At 53.1% G+C, this 20,141-nt stretch carries 13 protein-coding genes; 4 read left to right on the forward strand and 9 right to left on the reverse strand.

Going from position 1 to position 20,141, the window contains the following annotated elements; translation table 11 throughout:
* Positions 1-31 precede the first annotated feature (31 nt).
* On the reverse strand, positions 32-1,246 hold the full coding sequence (locus EGT74_RS01050; RefSeq protein ID WP_158617948.1) for a sensor histidine kinase: 1,215 nt from the start codon (positions 1,244-1,246) through the stop codon (positions 32-34).
* Between the two features lie 195 nt (positions 1,247-1,441).
* On the opposite strand from EGT74_RS01050, the gene EGT74_RS01055 reads away from it, so the two are divergent.
* Together EGT74_RS01055 and ahr are read left to right on the forward strand one after the other, a co-directional pair.
* Positions 1,442-2,329: a helix-turn-helix domain-containing protein gene (locus tag EGT74_RS01055; protein ID WP_123844631.1), complete on the forward strand. Its 888-nt coding sequence runs from the start codon at positions 1,442-1,444 to the stop codon at positions 2,327-2,329.
* A 78-nt stretch (positions 2,330-2,407) separates the two neighbouring features.
* Entirely contained in the window at positions 2,408-3,424 is a 1,017-nt protein-coding gene (gene ahr, locus EGT74_RS01060; RefSeq protein ID WP_123844633.1) for an NADPH-dependent aldehyde reductase Ahr, read from the forward strand.
* Between the two features lie 70 nt (positions 3,425-3,494).
* On the opposite strand, the gene EGT74_RS01065 is transcribed toward ahr, so the two are convergent.
* The 3 genes from EGT74_RS01065 to EGT74_RS01075 form a co-directional block, all read right to left on the reverse strand.
* Entirely contained in the window at positions 3,495-4,625 is a 1,131-nt protein-coding gene (locus EGT74_RS01065; RefSeq protein WP_123844635.1) for a Gfo/Idh/MocA family oxidoreductase, read from the reverse strand.
* Positions 4,615-5,481 (reverse strand): sugar phosphate isomerase/epimerase family protein, encoded by an 867-nt coding sequence (locus tag EGT74_RS01070; protein WP_123844637.1) that lies wholly within the window; start codon positions 5,479-5,481, stop codon positions 4,615-4,617. The genes EGT74_RS01065 and EGT74_RS01070 overlap by 11 nt, the downstream gene beginning before the upstream one ends.
* Before the next feature lie 121 nt (positions 5,482-5,602).
* Complete coding sequence (locus EGT74_RS01075) at positions 5,603-8,992, reverse strand: PVC-type heme-binding CxxCH protein (protein ID WP_220392787.1); 3,390 nt, start codon at positions 8,990-8,992, stop codon at positions 5,603-5,605.
* Between the two features lie 190 nt (positions 8,993-9,182).
* On the opposite strand from EGT74_RS01075, the gene EGT74_RS01080 reads away from it, so the two are divergent.
* Positions 9,183-10,055: an AraC family transcriptional regulator gene (locus tag EGT74_RS01080; RefSeq protein ID WP_123844640.1), complete on the forward strand. Its 873-nt coding sequence runs from the start codon at positions 9,183-9,185 to the stop codon at positions 10,053-10,055.
* A 172-nt stretch (positions 10,056-10,227) separates the two neighbouring features.
* Positions 10,228-10,929 carry a VOC family protein gene (locus EGT74_RS01085; RefSeq protein WP_123844642.1) on the forward strand — a complete coding sequence of 234 codons (702 nt, stop codon included), beginning with the start codon at positions 10,228-10,230 and terminating at the stop codon, positions 10,927-10,929.
* 100 nt (positions 10,930-11,029) lie between these two features.
* On the opposite strand, the gene EGT74_RS01090 is transcribed toward EGT74_RS01085, so the two are convergent.
* The 5 genes from EGT74_RS01090 to EGT74_RS01110 all read right to left on the reverse strand — a co-directional run bounded on the left by EGT74_RS01090 (position 11,030) and on the right by EGT74_RS01110 (position 19,992).
* Positions 11,030-12,136, reverse strand: a complete 1,107-nt coding sequence (locus EGT74_RS01090; RefSeq protein WP_123844643.1) for a DUF4998 domain-containing protein — start codon at positions 12,134-12,136, stop codon at positions 11,030-11,032.
* A 53-nt stretch (positions 12,137-12,189) separates the two neighbouring features.
* Positions 12,190-13,365, reverse strand: a complete 1,176-nt coding sequence (locus EGT74_RS01095; RefSeq protein ID WP_123844645.1) for a DUF5000 domain-containing lipoprotein — start codon at positions 13,363-13,365, stop codon at positions 12,190-12,192.
* Positions 13,366-13,381: 16 nt separating this feature from the next.
* Positions 13,382-15,310, reverse strand: coding sequence for a RagB/SusD family nutrient uptake outer membrane protein (locus tag EGT74_RS01100; protein ID WP_123844646.1), 1,929 nt, complete (start codon positions 15,308-15,310; stop codon positions 13,382-13,384).
* A gap of 10 nt (positions 15,311-15,320) precedes the next feature.
* Complete coding sequence (locus tag EGT74_RS01105) at positions 15,321-18,710, reverse strand: SusC/RagA family TonB-linked outer membrane protein (protein ID WP_123844648.1); 3,390 nt, start codon at positions 18,708-18,710, stop codon at positions 15,321-15,323.
* Between the two features lie 193 nt (positions 18,711-18,903).
* Positions 18,904-19,992, reverse strand: coding sequence for a FecR family protein (locus EGT74_RS01110; protein WP_123844650.1), 1,089 nt, complete (start codon positions 19,990-19,992; stop codon positions 18,904-18,906).
* Positions 19,993-20,141: the final 149 nt, after the last annotated feature.

Consider the following 20,141-nt stretch of genomic DNA (forward strand, 5'->3'; position numbering starts at 1 on the left):
TCCGCCGGTGCGGTGCCAGGCATTGTGCCCATCATGCGGTCATGCTCCCGAATGTCAAAGTAAAACAGGTGCCTTCGCCGGGCTTGCTCTCGAAGGAAATATCGCCGTTCAGCAGATCGGTATAACGTTTCACGATGTTCAGGCCCAGGCCGGTACCCTGGATGTCGCCGGCATTGGACGCCCTGAAAAAATTGCCGAATATCCGGTGCTGGTCTTCATAAGGAATGCCGATGCCGTAATCCCTGACCCTGGCTGATGCTTTGTTATCGGCTACTTTGATGTGCAGGTCGATCGGCTGGTGCTCGCCGGAATATTTGCTGGCGTTGGAGATCAGGTTCAGCAGGATGTGCCGCAATACCTTGGCATCCTGCACTATCTCCATTTCGCCCTCGTGCGTGAAGCGTACTTTCTGGCCGATTCTTAAGGCGCTGCTGAACTCATCCACAAGGTTTTCTATAAAATCGCGGAGATGGATGCGCTCGCCCTGCATTTCGGCCTTCCCCTGATCGAGCTTGTCTATCAGCAGGAAATCGTGCAGAATGGTATTGAGATTGTTGACGGACGATTTGATTTTGCCGAGCTGTATCTTTTTCTTCTCTTCGTGCCCCTCCCCTTTGTAGTTCTCCAGCAGGAATGCGCTGGACAGGATCGCGCTGAGGGGTGTTTTGAATTCATGGGAGGCCATCGACACCATGCGGGTTTTGGCCGCGCTCAGTTCCTTTTCCCGGTCGAGCGAATGGATCAGCTCCTGCGTACGCTCGTTCACGCGCTGTTCCAGTTCCGCATATACCTGGATGTTTTCCATATTGACGGCCGTGATATCCGCCAGCGACTGCAGCATTTCTATTTCTTCGTCGGAAGGCAGGTGTTTATGCGCCCAGTAATTGCCGATCGCCGCAATGGGATCGATGCTTCTTACCGGCACCATGAGCAGGCTTTTTACGAAGGTGGGACGGTATGCGTCGATGGGAATCCGGCTGTCCTGGTAAATATCCTCGATCACCGCCGGCTTGCGGTTGATCATGGCCCAGCCGCTGATACAGATGTCCATGGGAAACCGCTGCCCTTTCCACAAAGGCGCGATGGCGTCTTCATCTGCGTAATAACATTTTCCCTGGTCGCGGAGCACGAAGGTGGCGCCGTCGGCCCCGGTGAGGCGGCGGGCGGCTGTGCGCACGATGCGCATAACGGATTCAAGACTGCGAGCCAGGGACATTTCCTGCACGGCGGTCACCAGGACCTTCATAGACTGCTTTTCAGCTATAGGAGATAGTATCGACATATCATAGGATATATATACCTAATGTACGTTTTTTTGCTGAAACTGGTTGTTAATGAGGGCGGTACACGGGTTATCGCCCGGTAATTCCCTGCCTTCTCCCGGATGCGCCTGTCCCTTTTCCGCCCGCTGTGCCTCCTTTGATTATCGTACATTTGTGATATGAAAAAACAGCAGAGCGTTGAAGCGTTTTACCACGACCGCGGGATGGCGGGCGAGGCGCACGGCCTGTTCAATGTGTTTGAAAACGAGACCAACTGCAATGAGCCGCATGTGTATAACCGGCGCGACTTTTATAAAATCTCCCTGCTGGAAGGCACCAGCCGGCTCAGCTGGCATCACCAGGAAATCGAGATCGACCGACCGGCGCTGGTATTCTTCAATCCTGTTATTCCTTTCGCATGGGCGCCGCGCTCTGAGGAACAGCCCGGTTATTTCTGCCTGTTCAAAAAAGAGTTCCTCCAAGACGGTGACCGGGACGAGGGCCTGCAAAACTCACCGCTGCTTCAGCCCGGCCACCACCCTGTCTTTTTCCCCGATAAGAAACAACTGCGCCGCCTCCGGGAGATATTCGTCTTGATGCTGGCGGAGATCGAATCCGACTATGTTTACAAGTACGACCTGTTGCGGAATTACCTGCACCTGCTCATCCACGAGGCATTGAAAATAAAACCCGGCATCACCGGCGTGCGGCAAAAAAATGCAGCCGGGCGCATCGCATCGGATTTCCTGGAGCTGCTCGAAAGGCAGTTCCCCGTCGATAATCCCGACCGGTCGCTGAAACTGAGAACCGCCGGCGATTTCGCGAACGCGCTGTCCGTTCATGTGAACCATCTGAACCATGCCATGCAGGAAACGACGGGCAGGCCAACTACCGGCCATATCTCCGAAAGGATACTGGCGGAAGCAAAAGCATTGCTCAAACACACCGACTGGCCTATTGCTGAAATCGCGTACAGCCTTGGCTTCGAATATCCCAATTACTTCTACAATTTCTTTAAAAAGAAAACCGGGCATCCGCCTAAATCCTACAGATCCCGGACGCTTTGATTTTTATACTTTTTACTTTGATTCCATTAGCTCTGGCAGCACCCGGCCGGGTAATTTGCGTGTCTTAACAAAACAAACATGGACAGTAAAACAACCGTGACCGGATACGCGGTCAAAGCGCCCAAAGGTCAACTGGAGCCGTTTACGTACGAGCTTCCCGAAATCGGCAAAGAGCAGGTAGATATCAGGGTGGCATATTGCGGCCTTTGTTATTCCGATGTGAATATGATCAATAACGACTGGGGCACCACCCATTACCCGCTGGTGCCCGGTCATGAAATGGTGGGCGAGGTAATCCGCACCGGCAGTGAAGCAAAAGGTGTAAAGGTGGGCGACAAGGTGGGCATGGGCTGGTTTTCCGCCTCGTGCATGCATTGTCCCCAATGCATGAGCGGGCAGCACCACTTCTGTGCCGACGCAGAACAAACGATCGTGGGGCGGCACGGCGGCTTCGCCGATATCGTCCGCGGCCACTGGTCGTGGGCCATTCCCCTTCCCGCCGGCATCGACCTGGCAAAGGCCGGTCCCTTGCTCTGCGGCGGCATTACCGTGTTTAACCCGATCATCGCGGCCGGTGTGAAGCCTACAGACAAAGTGGGCGTCATCGGCATCGGTGGCCTCGGGCACCTGGCTATCCGCTTCCTGCGCCATTGGGGCTGTGAAGTAACGGCCTTCAGTTCCAACAAATCGAAGCACGACGAAATCAGGGAGATGGGCGCCACACGCGTGATCGATTCCACCAATGCCGATGACCTGCAAGCCGTCAAAGGGCAGCTGAATTTTATCCTCAGCACCGTGAATGTGCCGCTGGACTGGGAGCGCTACCTAAACTGCCTTGCGCTGAAAGGAGAACTGCACACCGTTGGCGTGGTACTGGAGCCGATGAGCATCCCGGCTTTCAGTCTCATCAACGGCGAAAAAAAAGTAGCCGGCAGCCCGAGCGCCAGCCCCGCTGTGATCAAAACCATGCTGGATTTTTGTGTACGGCACCAGATCTATCCCACGGTAGAAGAGTTCCCCATGGAACGGGTGAATGAGGCGATTAAACACCTGACGGAAGGGAAAGCGCGATACAGGGTGGTGCTGAAGAACTGAAGCTGTGCGATGACAAAAAAAGCCCGGGCAGAATTACCCGGGCATGGCATGCTTACACTTAAACTTTACGTTATGATTGAAAAGTAAACAAAGGTAACGGCAGAATGGCACCACCCTGTTTGGCAGACTCATGCGCCAGAATGCCCACGCAGGTGATGTTGGCGGACTGCGCCGCATTCGGGTACGGCTGCGTTCCTTTCACCAGTGCGTCGATGAACGCATGTACCAGGTGCGGATGCGAACCGCCGTGCCCGGCGCCCTGGGTAAATGAAAGGTGCTGATGATCGTCCGCGTCGTATACGCCCTGCCGGGTGAAACGCTGAATGGGTTCAGGTAGCAGGTGCGCATAGTCCGGGCATTCCGTTTCCTGCGGTATTTCCGGCTCCGGCTTTTTAGCGGTATGTACTACCAGCGGCTGCCCTTCGATCAGGGGCCATTCCACGGACTTTTTGGAACCATACACTTCAAAACTCTCGCGGTACTGCCTGGCTACATCGAACAGGGAGCGGTACACATGCGCACAGAGGTCTGAATTCCGGAGTTTGATATGGGTGGTTTCCACCGCGTACGGAGAATTATAATGCTGTTGCAAATCTTCCCGGATGGTGCCCGAGCCGAGGCAGCTGACATATTCCGCCTCGCCGCGCATCAGTCCAAGTACCGGCCCCACACAATGGGTGGCATAATACATCGGCGGCAGGCCCGGCCAGTAATTCGGCCAGCCGTCCATATCCTGCTGGTGGCTCGCTTTCAGGAACTGCAGTTTGCCCAGTTCTCCCTTTTCGTGCAGTTCTTTCATGAAGAGGAACTCGCGGGCATACACCACCGTTTCCATCATCATATATGTGAGGCCTTTTTCTTTGGTGAGGCGTACGATCTCTTCACATTCTTCAATGGTGGTAGCCATGGGAACCGTGCAGGCCACGTGTTTGCCGGCTTTCAGGGCTTTGATCGACTGTATGCCGTGATCGGGGATGGGAGTGTTGATGTGCACGGCATCGATTTCCGGATCCTGCAGCAGGGCGTCGTAATCCGTGTATCTTTTCGCGATACCGAAAGCATCCCCCACTTCGTTCAGCCGTTTTTCATTCCGCTGGCAGATGGCCACCAGCCGGGCGTTGGGGTAATGCTGGTAGATGGGGATGAATTCAGCGCCAAACCCCAGGCCCACGATCGCCACGTTGATTTTTTTATCGCTCATATCTTAACAATTGATGTAAAAAACGGTATCCTTCCTCAGCGAATGCATCCTGCGTTTCCGCAAACGACCGCCAGATGCAGACAGCGCCGGCCAGTTCCTTTATATCGGGTGTAAAACTTTCTATGCTCACTACGCCCCTGTAGCCGATGGTATCGAGGCCTTTTTTGAAATCCTGCCAGGGCGTTTGGCCGGTGCCCGGCACGCCCCGGTAGTTTTCCGCCACCTGTACATGCAACAGTTTGGGGCCGGCCAGTTCTATGGCGGCGGAGAGGCTGCGTTCCTCCAGCGCCATGTGGAAGCCATCGAGCAGGATGCCTGCGGCGGCGTGATTGATGTCTGTAACCAGGCGGTGCACATCCGCAGCCGTGTTCACGAGATCGGACTCAAAACGGTTGAGCGGCTCCAGGGCGATGGACACGCCGTGCGCCTGTGCGTCTGCGCAAACGCGCTGCAGATTTTTCACCGCCAGATCCCATTCTCTTTTCCGCTCTTCCGGCGGCAGCATCCGCGTTTTACCTACGGCGGAATACATGGGGCCGGCGAGGAACCCTGCTCCTACTGCGTTGCAGAGTGCAAAACAGTCCCGGATGTAGGTGAAGCAGTTTTCATTCACGGCCGGGTCTGTATGCGTAAGGTCGCGGGTGGGCCCAAACGCTCCGCAAACCACGGCTTTCAGGCCATTGGCGTCCAGTGCGCGGGCCACTTCAGCGCCGTCGATCTGCTCGGGGTATTCGGCGGGGATTTCCACCACATCGTATCCCATCGCTTTTATTTTCGGAAAAAGCGCGATGGTGGCAGTCGTAAAAGGTGACGTCCATAACCAGGTGCTTACGCCCAGGCTGATCTGTTGCTGCATGTAGAATTATATTTTGCATCACTTCCATCACATGAATGTTGCAGCAGAATTATCTTTCTGTACACTTCCATCATAACGTTCATGACGTCGTTTTATATGGCATTCCCTGCGGTATGGCGCGTTATTTTTTCGGCACCACCTTCATCACCCCGTTCATGATCGACCAGTGGCCGGGGAATGTGCAGACAAACGGGTAATCGCCTGTTTGCGCGGGGGCGGTGAAACGAAGCGTTACCGTTTCTTCCGGGTTCACCAGCCGCGTGGAGAACAATACATCCGGCACCGAAGGCACGTATTGCATTTCCGCACCGCCCGGCTGCGCGGCGAGTTTATCGGCCGCCTTCCCTACCACCGCCAATGCGCCGGGGCGGGTGATCACCAGGTTATGCTGCATGAAGTCCGGGTTTTCAAATTTGATCTCGACAGGTTTGCCCGCTTCCACGGTGAAGGTCTTCACATCGTATTTCATTTCATTTTTGATCACCCTGATGTGTATCAGCGTAGCATCGGCTGCGGCCGCGCCGGGCTCATCCGTTGCCGGTTTGTTGAGGTAAGCGCGCACAAACGTTTCCGCCATGCCCGCATCTCCAAACAACCGGGCGGAACCACCGCGCGCTATTTTCTCCACTTCGTACCGCCAGTTGCCGGCCAGGGGAATGCGCTGCGTGCCGTTTTGCAGGTACAGATCGGCCGGTTGACCGTAAATGCCGCCGTCGTTACCCGTATCTTCCATGCGCACGGCAATGACGTTTTTACCCGGTTTCAGCACGCCTGCCGGTATTTTGTATTTGCGGGGCAGGCTCCACTTACGTTCCGTTTTCCCGACAGATACGCCGTTTATAAATGTTTCGTCCGAATCATCGATGGGGCCAAGCGACAACATCACTTCTTTACCGGGCGCCGCTACGTCGACCGTTTTACGAAACCACACCACGCCATCCATTTCGAGCCCCGCGTTTTCGATGGTGGAAGGGAGTTTCATTTCCTTCCAGGCAGCATCGTCGAAACCAGCAGCAGCACGGTTCACGGCAGCAGGTTCCACGGGCTGATATCCCGGATGCGCCGCCATGAAGGCATCGATAAATCCTTTGCGATGGCGGTTAGCAGCGGCATACAACGCTTTGCCCAACCAGTCGTCTTTTTTCACCGCTTCTTCGTTGCTGATGACATACAAAGCTTTGCCCAACTGTTCGGACGGTCCGGTTTCCGTGAGCGACACCAAAGCGGCGAGGCGGGTATTCGGGTCGGCATCTTTCAGTATCCCGCTGTTCAGTATCTGTGCCTCCGTCCAGTCGTATTTGGACAGTATCTGGATGGCGGCTTTTCTCACCGCGGGATGCTGGTGTTTGAGCGCGGCTGTCACGGCTTCGTTTTTCGCCGCGGCACCCAGCCCGTCGATTGCCCAGAGTGCGTGCAATGCGGCCGGCATGTCTTTTCTCGTCAGGGCTTCCAGTTCAGGCAATAGGTCTTTATTGTTACGTTCTACCAATAGCCGCTGTGCGGTAAGCCGCCAGAACATGTTATCGTTGTCCAGCGCAGCCAGTAAACCTGCCGGCTCCTTTTTATCGAGTGTCGGATAGTTGACCTTTTTTGCTTTTTTGCTGACCACGCGCCAGATACGGCCATGGCTTTTATCCCTCAACGGATTTTCATAAGCGTTGCCTTTGCCGTTGGTAGCCGCGTAACCGCCGCGTTCCGGCGTGGGCGTGGGGTTGTGCTGAATGATGAAATTGTACCAGTCGAGCACCCACACTGCCCCATCCGGCCCCGGTTTCGCCTCTACGGGCGACACCCATTCATCCGCGCTGGCAAACAGGTTCCAGCCGTCCCTCTCCTTAAAACCGGCACCATCCTTTTCTATACGGGCGGAATGCACCAGGTGCCCGGTGGGCTCACATACGAATGCGATGCGGTTCCAGTACTCTTCCGGGAAATTGCGGGCGGTGTAAAAGCTGTGGCCGGCAGCAGCCGTGAAGCCACCAAATACATCCACCTGCCGCACGTGCTGTGTAATGGGATGCATGGCATAGTGACCGTCTATCTTGCTGCTGCCGCCGGCGTTGATCCCTTCCACACCCTGCAGCGCCTTATTGGGGATGCCCATAAATACGCTGTGCGTGTTGTTGGCCGTCGAGCCGAATATGTCATTGTTCTCTGTGAAACCCAATCCCCACGTGTTATTGCTGGTGGAGGTCATAAATTCGAAGGAAGAAACGTCGGGTGCAAAGCGGTAAAAACCCTGGCTGAAGGTGAACGGCACTCCGCCGATGGCACCTTTGAAACCGGAATAACCTACCGTTCCCCAGATGTGATTATCGATGCCGTAGCGCAGGTTGGAAGGGCCGGCGTGCGTATCGAAAGTTCCCCAACCATCGATGATCACTTTGCGGATGTCCGACTTACCGTCGCCCGTCGTGTCTTTCAGGAAAAGGAAATGCGGCGCCTGCGACACGATGATGCCGCCGTCGTGAAACACGAGGCTGGTCGGAATGTTCAGCTTGTCGGCAAATACCGTGAAGCGATCGGCCCGGCCATCACCGTCGGTGTCTTCACATATCTTGATGCGGTCGTCTCCCTCCCCTTTTTCGTCGCGCACGGTGTTCGGATAATCGACGGTTTCGATCACCCAAAGACGGCCTTTCTCGTCCCAATCCATCGCAATGGGATTGATGATATCCGGCTCCGATGCGAACAGCTCCAGATCGAAGCCCGGCGGCACCTGTATAAGTTTGGCCGATGCCTCCGGTGAAAGCGGCTCCTGGAATTGCGGAGGGGGCTCCCTTTTTTCGTAGTTCGGGATATTGGCCTCATCGCGGTACACCAGCTTCGGCAGGGAGGCGCGGTACGGCTCCCAGAGGGATTTCACTTTATCGCCCACCGCCCATACAATCCCTGCCTTCAGCAGGGCATGAAAACCTGGATTGTTCCAGGTACGCTCATCGTGGCCGTAGGCTGTATAAAACACACGTCCTTTGCCGTATTCTTTCACCCAAGTCCAGGGCTCGCGGCGCTGGCTGTCAACCCGCTCCATCAAGACGGTGCGGTCGTTGCTCAGTTTGTCGTGCACATATGTTTCGTCCCAGGTCGCAAATTCCTTCAGCGACTGGGTAACGGGATGCGTTTTATGGGTGATCACCGCGGTAAAAGAATCCGTGCCGTGTTTGAGAAACTGGCCACCCACCATGTCAACAAAAGCGGAAGAGTTGCGGAAGCAGTAGCTGGCACAGTGAACGGGAATAAACCCTTTACCGGACCTGACGAACTCCAGCAGCGCCGCTTCCTGCGGGGCAGAGATCGAGTCATGGTTGGCATACAGCAACAGGCCGTCGTATTGCGCCAGGTTTGTGCTGTTGAGATCATCCGGGTTATCGGTATACGTCAGCTGGATACCTTCGGTAGCCAGTGCGGAAGCCAGCATCGGCATATATAATGCGCTGTTGTGGTGCTCGCTGTTATGCCCCAGGAAAAGGATCTCGATTTTGCGCGGCGCATCTTGCCGGCATGCTGCCATAAAAAAGCAGCATGCTGACAAGAATAAGTAAACGTGGAATTTTCTGTTCATAAGAAAGAACGAATGATATAACGAATATCCGGAAATTCGTTTCTGCAGCTTTCCTTAATATTGCCAGATTTTGACTATATTTTATCATAAATCAGACCACAACCTCCATTCTTATGATAAATGAAAAGAACTACCGGTCATGAAAGCTGCATTGCAAAAATCACCGATCTCGGCCGACAGGGTGTTTGAAGCCAAGATGCTGAAGGAACCGCATTTCGATCCCAACTGGCATTTTCACCCGGAGTACCAGCTGTTTGTGGTATTGAGAGGTACCGGCACGCGTTTTACCGGAGATCATCTGGCGCCGTTCCGGCAGGGGGATTTTGTACTCACTGGGCCCAACCTGCCGCATATGTGGCAAAGCGACCCGGAATACTTCGAAGGCAATAAAGATTTATGGACGGAAGGCATCGTTGTGTACCTGCCGGAAGACTTCCTGGGGAATGGTTTCCTCGAAAAAAAAGAGGCCTGGCAGATGCGGCAATTGCTGACCAGGAGCAGCCAGGGAATTGAATTCTACGGCAACACCAACCAGCAGGCCACATTATTGATGCAGCAGATATTGCTGCAGCATGATTTCGGCAGGATCTTGTCGCTATTGCAACTGCTCCACCTGTTGTCGCAATCCACCGAATGCCGGCAACTGGCCAGCGCCGGTTATACCAACCAGCTGAAAGCGTCAGACACGGAGCGGATGAACAGCGTGCATGCTTTTGTGATGAAAAACTTCCGCGAAAAGATCACCCTGGATGAAGTGGCTGCTATCGCCAATATGACGCCCACCTCCTTCAGCCGGTATTTCAAAACACATGCGAATAAAAACTTCTCGGATTTCCTGACCGAGATACGCATCGGTTATGCCTGCAAACTGCTGATGGATGAAAATATAGATGTTGCCCAGGTATGCTACGACAGCGGGTTTTATACACTCTCCAACTTCAACAGGGCATTCCGTGAAATCACCGGCTATAATCCGCTGGCATACCGGAAGAAGTATATGGGTGCGGGATGAGCGAAGCGATTCCATGCGCTGTATTGTTGTTTGATACCCAAACGTGCTGCCTTGCGCCGCAGATACGGATTATTCATCTTCACAAACGGATATTCTGCGTTCGGGGCCGTAAACGGGTAAATTAATTCGATATTATTGCAGCACTGGCGATCATCGCTCAAATGCAAACTTCATGAACAAGGTCATCCCGATTCTTCCCTGCGCGGATATAAAAACGCAGGCCGCATTCTACCAGCAGTTAGGTTTCGAAGTAAAGGGCCTCTACGTTTCCCCTAACCCGTACGCTGTTGTGCAATTCGGCGAAATCGAGCTTCACTTCTGGGGGAACAGAAAGCTGGTCCCTTCCGGAAACTCTTCGATGTGTTTCATCCGGGTGGATGATGTGGATGCCGTTAATGCATTATTTACAAACAACCTGAAAAAAAATTCCGGTAAAATTCCCCGTTCAGGATTTCCGAAAATCACCAAGGTCCGCGACCTGGTGGCCGACCGCAGGTTCACCCTGACAGACGTAGCCGGCAATACGTTTTTTGTGGGAACACCGGCAGCGGAAAACGCGGTTAACTTTTACCGCACGCTGGACGACGAGGTGTTTGCAAAAAAATTTGCGGTGCTGTACGACATTGTGTACTCTAAAGAAGCGCCGGAGATGGCTGCGGAAACATTACCGCGGTACGGGATACAGCTGGATTCGTTGAGCGAGCTCGATCGGGCGAAGTACCTGCTGGTGATGCTGGACATACAAATGGCCCTGAAGCAGCCGCTGGAAGAGGAAGCGCTCCAAAAGCTACTGGCCGCGCATACCGGCAGCGGAAGCGATTGGGCGAAAATCAAGGCAAAGTACCTCGAAATACTGCAGAGCAGGAATGACTGACGATGCAGCTAAAAAAAGTTGAGCAACCTTCCGATTGCTCAACTTTTTTCATGACGGCCGGTACTGTTCAAAAGTCTTATGAAGCGGTGTTCGCACACCCCTATTTACCGTATCCATATACCTCCGCAATGGCTGTAAACGGCGGTCTGTTGCTGTCCGGCAGGTAAATCTTCAGGTATCTTCCCGTGGCGTTGGCCGAATTGTTGACATTCATCATATCGCCCGAAGAAAAAACGCCTTCGCCCGCCAATGTCCACCCGGTATTGGGATCGCTGCTGTTACCCAGGAAGAACTGTACGGTTTTGGCGTCCGTATTGCCCGCTCTTCTGTATATGCTGAAGTGGGCGATGCTCTTCACAGCTCCCATGTCGATGATAGCCCAGTGCGGCGAAGGAATGTTCGGCCCCCATTGTGAATGCCAGTAGGAGCCCAGGTTACCGTCGATCAGCGCCGCTTTTCCTCCGCCGTCGCTGGCGGTTTCGTCAGACACCGAGATGGCCTTCCAGGCGGAGCGGTCAAGAACATACGTATCAGGCATCTTGTCGGTGCCCCAGGCCGAATAAAACGTATCGATGGATTCCGCCTGCGGGATGTAAAGTGAGCGGTATTTGAACGAAGAACCTGCTTTCACGTCGATGGTTACGCTGAAAGATGCGGAGGGGAAACGCACAAGCGTGTCGTTCCCGCGTTTGGTGGTGAAGCTCACTTCGTTCAGTATCATGCCTTCCGCCGGCGCGAACCAGTCGATCACACCTTCTTTTTCCGTCAGTGTGACCTTCTTGATCCTCCGGTTGCCCAGCGACCCGGCGTAATTGTTTCCGAACGCCGTACCAAACTGCGTATAGCTCAGGGAACGGTGGCCGAATTTATCTACGGCATAGATGTTAAACGAATACGATTTCTCCTCCAGGTTTTTGAGTAACACCTCCACACTGTCTCGCCCGGTCTTGAACGACACCGGCACGATCAGCGAGTCCTGCCCGCTGTTCCACGACACAACCACCTCTTTTACGTTCTGGGCATTTTCCATCCACAACCGCATCATCAGCCGTTCCTTCCCGGCTATGAATACCACGGAATCGGGTTTTACGGCATAGATGATCTCGCCATTCTTAATAAAGTCCTTGTGGATGTCGGTAAACTTGTCGCATGACGCAACCACCGTCAGCATACACAAAAACGAAAAAACATGCAGTATATATTTCATGTGCTTGTCAGTTAGTTTGAATGATCACATTAGGCATCAAAACACGGTCGGAGCTATTTCCGCTCGCCGTACACATCCACTTCTGCCGGGTGCGTAAAGGTGGTACTTCCCCAGGTGGAGCGCACTACAATCCTGATGTAGCGCACCGGTTCCTGCGACAGATCGAAGGTAAATTCGTGGCCGTTCTCACCCGCCCGGAGGTCGTCGTCGGTCACCGTTCCCGAGGCTGCGCCTGAAGGTTTGATGATCTCCGTTTCCATTATTTTCTTCCATTCTCCCCAATCGCCGCTCTGGGAAGGCGTGCCTACTTTCACGTATACGTCGAAAGCGCGTGGGTTCCCCCAGTTGAAATAGCTGTCCCCGAATTTCCGCTGGAAGAGAACGATGCGGCTCACTTTCGCCAGCATGCCCAGATCCAGGGTGAAAGGCGCAGGCAGGGAGGATGAAGGCGAGTGACCGAACGACGTTTTGTCGTCGTCGATGATTTTCTGGTCGGATCCTTCCCAGTTCGTGAAATTCTGATCGTTGGCCAGTTTCATGATTTTCATGGTAGCCTTCGGCAGCCGTTCTTCAAACAGCGGCGTGATTTTTCTGCCCGCAGGAAAGATTGTATCAGACCGGTTGCCAAAGTTGTCTTTCACCACTACCCCGAACTCGCGGGGAACCGGCGCGTAGCCCCTCAATGCCTGACTGCCTGCTTCCACCTGGGAATTGACCACCCTGGCGAGGGCCATCCTTCCCAGAGAATCCGGCGTATAAAATTCAAACGCCAGCGGCGACTTCTGCTCATTCGCCCAGGTGAACCTTGCCCCGCCAAAATCGCCCTGTATCTGCACCGTTTTTGCAGCCAGACTGAGCGGAGAGGCTAACGGTTTGATGGTGCACTTTACCGGCTCGGACAGTTCCTGTCCCCTGTTCACCGTGTACAGCAGCACCTCGTGATTTTCCGTATCGTTGAAACCCATCACCGCAACTTTATTTTCGTACATGGACGATACCGCTTCGTACTGTTTGCCGGTGGTGATTTTGTACACCGCCTTCACGCTGATTACATCCGCCTGGTTGGGGATACGATAGGTCACTATTGCACCACCCGGTACGTTTTGCACCGACACTTCCGTTACAAGCCCCGGTTTGCCGGAGGAAGGGGATATGGGTTCGTTTGTTTTTTCGGTACAGGCCTGTTGCAGGCCGGCGAAAACAACTATCAGTAAAAACATTTTTTTCATAACCAAGTATTTTAAACTACCAACCGGGGTTTTGAATGAGCAAAGGATTTTTAATCATTTCAGACTGGGGGATTGGCGCAAAATAATCCCGGTAAGTAAACCGCTGGAAGTAGACGGTGGTAACGGTATAATATTCTTCCGCTTCGCGGCCGTTGATGTTCCATCCCTGGATGGCGCGGTTTCTTTCCTTCAGTGCGGTTTTCCACCGGTTGCTGTCCCAGAAATAAACACCTTCACCGGCCAGTTCTATCTTTCTTTCCTGTTGTATGATCTGGCGCATGCCTTCTTTCGTGAGCGGCTTTGCCGGTTGATTAGAGTAGGTGGCCCAGCTCTCCAGTACACCCTTCAGGCCCGCCCTCGCCCTTACCGAATCCACATACTGGTACACCTCGTTGTCGGGCGCCTGTTTGGATTCGTTGAGGGCTTCGGCGCAGAGCAGCAGCAGGTCGGCATAACGCATATCCGGGTATGGATAAGTCTCTTCCGATACGCTGTTGGCATCGCGCCAGGTGGTATTCATCGACACGAGCTTTTTGGGCCAGTAACCGGTGGCATTGTATTCCCCGGGATTGAATACGGACGAAAATTCGCCGAACCGGTTTTTAGGGAATGGTGATTCGTTGTCGTTATTGGCGCGGTAGAAGTTCCCGTACCACCTGCCCCGGTCGAAGCCCAGCGTTGAGTAAAAACGCATTTCACGGTCGAAATTGAGCGCGGCCGTTTTCTCTCCCGAGGCGATGAGCAGGTTGTGCGCATTGTCTCCCACCCTGATGTTGTACCGGTTGGCGTATGGATACGAGATATCTTCATTGATGGGCACACCGTTGTTGGAGTAGAACAATTCAACCGTCGACAGCGGTACGCTAAGCACGCCCGTGTAGCCGGACGGCGTGGAAGTGGCCGCCTCCATCCGCGCAATGGCCGTAATCTGGTAGTTCCAGTTGGCCGGATAGGAAGAATTGGCCCAGATGATTTCGGGGTTCCACCTTTGTGTGACGGCGCTCCTGAGGGTGTTGATCAGCAAGGTGGTATCGGATGTCACCCTGGCGCTGACCGCCCTGAAATCGGCTGGTTTATACAGCCGGTTGCCTGCCGCGAGGCATACCTCTATCGCTTTCTTGCACGCGTTCGCAGCACTGTCCCAGCGCGACGCATCGTACTGCTGGTTAAAGAAAGGAACACCTTCGTGGTTCTTGAACCCACTGTAATCCGTGTTGCCATTGAACAGCGGGCTCGCCCAGTAAGTCATCACCTTTGCTTTCAGCATATAAGCCACCGGCTTGGAGAACCTGCCCAGTTCGGTGTTTTTTCCCTCGATCATCAGCGGCAACGCATCCGACTGGATGACCTCGTTAATCAGTTCCAGCACATATTTGAAACAGTCGTCTATTTTTTCGCGGTATACACGAATGCCGGCAGTAGGCTCCGTCAGCGAGGTATTCGTTCTTAGCGGTGTGATAGGGCCGTAATACTGGATGAGGTAAAAATTAAGATAAGCTTTCACCAGTTTCACTTCCGCCTTCATCCGTTCCTTTTCGTACTTGTTGATGTCCTGCACGCCGTCGATCCTTTCCAGGAACGTATTACAATCCCTCATGCCGGCATACAGCGACCGTACCATGGTGCCGCCGGAGCTCCAGTAATTGGTCAGCGCGAGCGCCGCGCTGTTTTCGCCGAGGGCGAACTGCATGCCTGCCTGGCTTCTGTGGGTCCTGTTGAATATCATTTCCATGGCGCCGAGCATCGCGGGATTTTCGTTCCATCCGGCGGATTTGGGGATGCCCCAGTAACAGGTAGCCAGGAATTTCATCGCGTTGTACCGGTCGGAGAAAGCATTGTCGATGGTGGGGATATTATCCGGCACCACGTCGAGGTACTTATTGCAGGAGACGGTTCCCGTCAATACGATGCAAAAAACGGTTATTTTTAAAAAGATGTTCTTCATATCAGATCTTTTACAGGCCAATGTTAAATCCTACGTTATAAACTTTCTGCAGCGGGTAATCGAAGCCGGAGCCTGCCATTTCAGGGTCCCACAACTTGAAGGCGCTCCATACCGCGAGGTTTGAGCCGCTGAAGTAAATCCTCAGGTTGGAAACTTTATATCTCCGTAGCCATTCTTTCGGGAGGGTATACCCGACGTCGGCCGACTTGAGCCGCAAAAAGGCGCCGTTCTGCATAAACCAGGTATTCGTCTGCCTGTTGTTCTCAATATTATAATTCGCAAGCCGCGGCCAGAAGGCATAGGCATTCCGGTCTGATTCGGACCAGTAGCTGTCTGCAATGGCCTTCAACACCGCGTTCTGTCCTACCCTGCCGTCCGATGCGTCGCCATCGATGAAAGGCGTTACGTTGTTCTGGTTGAGCCAGAAAGATTCCCTCGCGAGGCCCTGGAAAAAGAAGTTGAGGTCGAATCTTTTGTAGGCCACCGACAACCCGAAACCATAGATGATTTCCGGTGTGGTGGGGTGGCCGATCGGTACGAAGTCGAGGTTGTCGATCCTGCCATCGCCGTTGATGTCGCGGTACTTGATGTCGCCGCCGGTATACGTGCCGAACTCCTGTTTGGGTGAGTTCTTCACTTCAGCCGCGTCCACGAACAGCCTTTCGGCGATCAGGCCCCATGTCTGGCCCAGGTTGGTGCCTACTCTCGACAGCCAGAAATTCTTTCCGTAGTCTGGCTCTTCCCATTTGATCACCTTACTGGTGCTGTATGTAAAAGTACCCCGGCCGGTGAGCTGCAGGTTTTTCCCGAAGCTTTTGTCGTAGTTCAGTTCAATATCAATCCCCTTCCCCTCCGCTTCTCCGAGGTTGGCTTTCACTGCCGGCAGGATGCCGGTGGTTGCGGGGATGATCCTGTTTTGCAGGATGTTTTTTCTTTTTTCCTTGTACACTTCGATAATGGATGAAAGGCCATTTACCAGGTTGAACTCCAGTACGAGGTTCGATTTATAGGAGCGTTCCCAGCCCACCTGGTCGTTAGCATAACGGCTCACATTGATGCCGCCGGGGTTTTCGTTCATATTGATGCCCCAGTTTACATTGTAGGGTGCATCCAGATCAACTTCAGACATGTAGAAGAAGCGTTCCGAGGCGCTGCCGATTGCCTCGTTCCCCGCAATGCCGTATGAACCGCGAATTTTCAACTGACGAAACAGCGGTGCCAGCGACTCGAAAAAAGGTTCGTTCGAAATCACCCAGCCCGCCCCGAAAGAAGGGAAAAAGCCCCAGCGGTTTTTCTTCGAAAACCGCTCTGAGGCATTATAGCCGAAAGCGAATTCCGCCAGGTAACGGGAATCGTAATTATAGGAGAAACGGCCGGAAAGACTCAGGTTACGCGTGGGCAGCGATAGCTGGATGGTATTGGGCGCACCCTCTTTGAACTGGCGGGCAGTAAACACCAGCAGGCCATTGACGCTGTTTTTCCCAAAGTTGTTATTATACTGCGTAGCACCCTCAAAGTAGAAGCTGTTGGAAATTTCCCGATTTGTATTGGCGCCGTCGTAGTCCAGCGTTTCGCGACCGGTTCTGGGATTCAGCCGCACCAGTTTATAGGAATCGTTCTTCAGGTCGAAGGAGGAAATCTGGTAATAAAAAGGCACATACGCGCGGGAAATGCTGTACTCTGACCGCCTGTCGAAGTTGACCAGCCCGCGCACCATCAGACCTTTGACGAAATTGTCGAGGTTCTGTTTCAGTTCCACCGTGGTGAGCATGTTGCTCCTGCTGTAATCGCGGTAGCCTCTCAACGCCTCGGCGTATGGATTCAGGTAGTTACCCGTTTCAAAGTTGCCGAACAGGATATGCTTGGCGTATGAGAAGGCGGAATCCGGCTCATAATAGGGTTTGAAGCGCACCGGGTTTGCCTGCATCACTTTCCGGTACATGGAAGAGCCCCCATCGATGGGGCCCGTGTAATCGTCGAAATTGGCCACGAAGCGGGTCGACATTTCGGTGGTCTTGGTGAGGTTGATGTTGACGTTCGACCGGATGGAGTATTTGTAGAGATCGATATTCGAATTGAAATCGTTTTTACGGTCCACACGAAGATTCCCTTTGTCGCGGGTTACGCTGCCCGCCACGTAATACCTGGCCACGCTGCCGCCGCCGGTGAAGCTGAGGTTCAGGCGGTTGTTGACGGTGTAGTTTTTAAACATCGCATCGCGCCAGTTGGTGGCCGGGTAGATATCCCGGTGCATGCCGCGTTCGGTGAAAGTGATCTGCTCGTCTGTATATAACGTTTGGCCGTTGGGATCGCGGGTTTTCACCGATTCGTTGTGCATTCTCATGAACGTCACCGGGTCGGCCGTTTCGATTTTTTCGGTGGGCATTGAAAAGGAATTTTCAAAGCGCACGTCCACATTCATTTTTCCTTCGCGTCCTTCCTTGGTCGTTACGAGGATCACGCCATTGGCGCCTCTGGCACCGTAGAGTGCCGTGGCCAGGGCGTCTTTCATGATGCTGAAACTGGCGATGTCGTCCGGATTCAGGCGGGCCAGGTCGTTCGTGCTCAACTCAATACCATCGATAAGAATCAACGGGTCTTTCTTGGCAGATGCGCCGAATGAGGTGATGCCCCGTATGAAAAACGACGTATTGTCCTGCCCCGGCTCTCCGCTTCGCTGATATGCAACAACACCCGCCAGGCGCCCGGCGAGTGAATTGGTCAGGTTGCTGCTGGGTATCCGCAGTTCTCCCGGTTTGATGGTCGTAACGGATGCCACCATACTCGATTTTTTCTGTCTCGAATAGCCGACCACGGCTACTTCGTTCAAACTGCCCTCTTGCGCGTCGAGCACGATGTTCAGCGGACGGCTATCGCTGACGAAAACCGTCTGCGCCTTGTAACCCACGAAAGAAAAAACGAGGCTGTCGTACAAATTCGCATTGATCGTAAACTCCCCTTTTTCATTGGTCACCGTTCCGTTCTGTGTGCCTTTGATGTACACCGACACCTGGGGCATCATACCGCCGGCCCTGTCTTTCACCGTTCCCCGGACGGTGACCGGCGGCTGCGAGGAAACCGGCTTGAGCTCGGGGGCGCTTTTGTTCATGATAATAATGATGTTGTTCTCCATCTTCTTGTAGTGCAGCGGCGTGTTCCGGAGCAGTTGGGACATCACCGAATCGATGGGTGCGTCTTTTGTCTGAATGTTGATTTCGATGCCCCGCGAGAAAACCTCGGATTGATAAACAAATGAATACCGACTCTGTGCCTGAATCGTCCTCAGTACTCTTTCGATGGGCGCCTTACTGAAATTCAGGGTGATTTTATCCTGCCCGGCAAGGTCATTCGCCAGTAACGACGAGCAGGTAAAGAGCACCAGGAAAACTAATGTTTTCATTACAAGCAATAGCTTATACATATAGCCTCGGCTATAGCAGTTCATTTTTTTCATAACTTAAATGTTCAATTGAAAGCTGCCGGAAAATTCCCCGGTCGACATTTGTGGTTGTTTACATCAGGGGACGTGGAGGCCCCTCTGATTTTAAGTCAAAATCAGCAATAGTCTAGTTATCATAAAAACGTGAGTTTGGTTAAGGCTCTATCAAAATTGTGTTGTTCTCCATTTTGTACCTGAAGCCACCTGCTAACCGAAGGGATTCCATCACACTCTGGATATTCTGGTTTTCAAAAAAGCCCGTATACTCCCTGGCTTTCATTTCTTCACTTCCGTCCACGATAACGCTTACACCGTACCACCTGGAGAGAATATTGGCAACTTCGTAGAGTGGTTTGTTGATAAAGACCAGCTTGTTTTTGATCCATTGCGCTTCGGGAGGAATAGAATCGGTTTTTACTATTTTGATTTTGGTTACTACATCTGGTCTTTTATCGATTTTTGTATCACTGTTATTGGTATTGTCTGACAGGCCGGAGTCGTTATTTACGATCAGTTTTTCATCCGGTCCCAAAGTATAGCTCAAATGTTTTTTTTCGTTGACGGATACCAGCACCGAGCCCCGCACCAGTGTGGTAGTTGTATTCTTTTCATCAGGATATGCACGCACGTTAAATGCCGTTCCCAGTACTTTAACCGTAATGGTGGGGGTGCGGATGATCAGCGGATGGTCGGGATCCTTGACCACATCAAAATACGCCTCCCCTGTCAATATCAGTACCCGGTCGTTCTTGCCAAAATTAGCGCCGTATGATAGCCTGCTGTCGCTGTTCAACCAAACATGCGAGCCATCCGGCAGGATAAGACTGGACCTGGAACCTCTTTCTGTACCGACGATATTCTGACTGGTTCCGCCCTGTTTTGGGGCGGCCATGAAATAATATAATCCCCATCCTGCCACACAAAACAAAACCACTGAGGCAACCGACAACGGTAACAGCCTGCGCCACGGCCATATCCTCGTTTTCTTCAGCACCAATGGCTCCTCGGTGCTTTCGGTGTGGATGGCGTTGACGATGCGGTCCCAGCTCTTTTCTTTTCCCTTCCTGTCTTCGTCCGTCACTACGGGGCCATAGTCGAGGTGGAACAATTCGTCCAGCTGGTCGGCCAGTTCCCGGTCGTCTTCGTTCTCCTGAAGCCATTTTGACAGCTCAAATTGCTCCTGGAGCGATATCTCCCCAGCTTTCTTTTTTGCCAGCAATTCAATTAAACGGCTTCTATGCATGAACGAGTCTATGATACTTCTTCTATATGACAAGACAAGAAAGCTATTTACGTAGTCTGCCGGAAAAAAAAGTTCCTTTTTTTTGAAGCAGTGGTGTGAGACGGGCTATGGTGATGGAAATTCCCCCACGAATGCGCTTTACCGGCCAT

The organism is Chitinophaga lutea (assembly GCF_003813775.1).
In the GTDB taxonomy this organism is placed as follows: domain Bacteria; phylum Bacteroidota; class Bacteroidia; order Chitinophagales; family Chitinophagaceae; genus Chitinophaga; species Chitinophaga lutea.

What these genes read in the sequence shown, in the direction of transcription:
- EGT74_RS01050 (WP_158617948.1), bottom strand. Translation starts at nt 1,246, where the DNA reads ATGAAGGTCCTGGTGACCGCCGTGCAGGAAATGTCCCTGGCTCGCAGT.
- EGT74_RS01055 (WP_123844631.1), top strand. Translation starts at nt 1,442, where the DNA reads ATGAAAAAACAGCAGAGCGTTGAAGCGTTTTACCACGACCGCGGGATG.
- ahr (WP_123844633.1), top strand. Translation starts at nt 2,408, where the DNA reads ATGGACAGTAAAACAACCGTGACCGGATACGCGGTCAAAGCGCCCAAA.
- EGT74_RS01065 (WP_123844635.1), bottom strand. Translation starts at nt 4,625, where the DNA reads ATGAGCGATAAAAAAATCAACGTGGCGATCGTGGGCCTGGGGTTTGGC.
- EGT74_RS01070 (WP_123844637.1), bottom strand. Translation starts at nt 5,481, where the DNA reads ATGCAGCAACAGATCAGCCTGGGCGTAAGCACCTGGTTATGGACGTCA.
- EGT74_RS01075 (WP_220392787.1), bottom strand. Translation starts at nt 8,992, where the DNA reads ATGGCAGCATGCCGGCAAGATGCGCCGCGCAAAATCGAGATCCTTTTC.
- EGT74_RS01080 (WP_123844640.1), top strand. Translation starts at nt 9,183, where the DNA reads ATGAAAGCTGCATTGCAAAAATCACCGATCTCGGCCGACAGGGTGTTT.
- EGT74_RS01085 (WP_123844642.1), top strand. Translation starts at nt 10,228, where the DNA reads ATGAACAAGGTCATCCCGATTCTTCCCTGCGCGGATATAAAAACGCAG.
- EGT74_RS01090 (WP_123844643.1), bottom strand. Translation starts at nt 12,136, where the DNA reads ATGAAATATATACTGCATGTTTTTTCGTTTTTGTGTATGCTGACGGTG.
- EGT74_RS01095 (WP_123844645.1), bottom strand. Translation starts at nt 13,365, where the DNA reads ATGAAAAAAATGTTTTTACTGATAGTTGTTTTCGCCGGCCTGCAACAG.
- EGT74_RS01100 (WP_123844646.1), bottom strand. Translation starts at nt 15,310, where the DNA reads ATGAAGAACATCTTTTTAAAAATAACCGTTTTTTGCATCGTATTGACG.
- EGT74_RS01105 (WP_123844648.1), bottom strand. Translation starts at nt 18,710, where the DNA reads ATGAAAACATTAGTTTTCCTGGTGCTCTTTACCTGCTCGTCGTTACTG.
- EGT74_RS01110 (WP_123844650.1), bottom strand. Translation starts at nt 19,992, where the DNA reads ATGCATAGAAGCCGTTTAATTGAATTGCTGGCAAAAAAGAAAGCTGGG.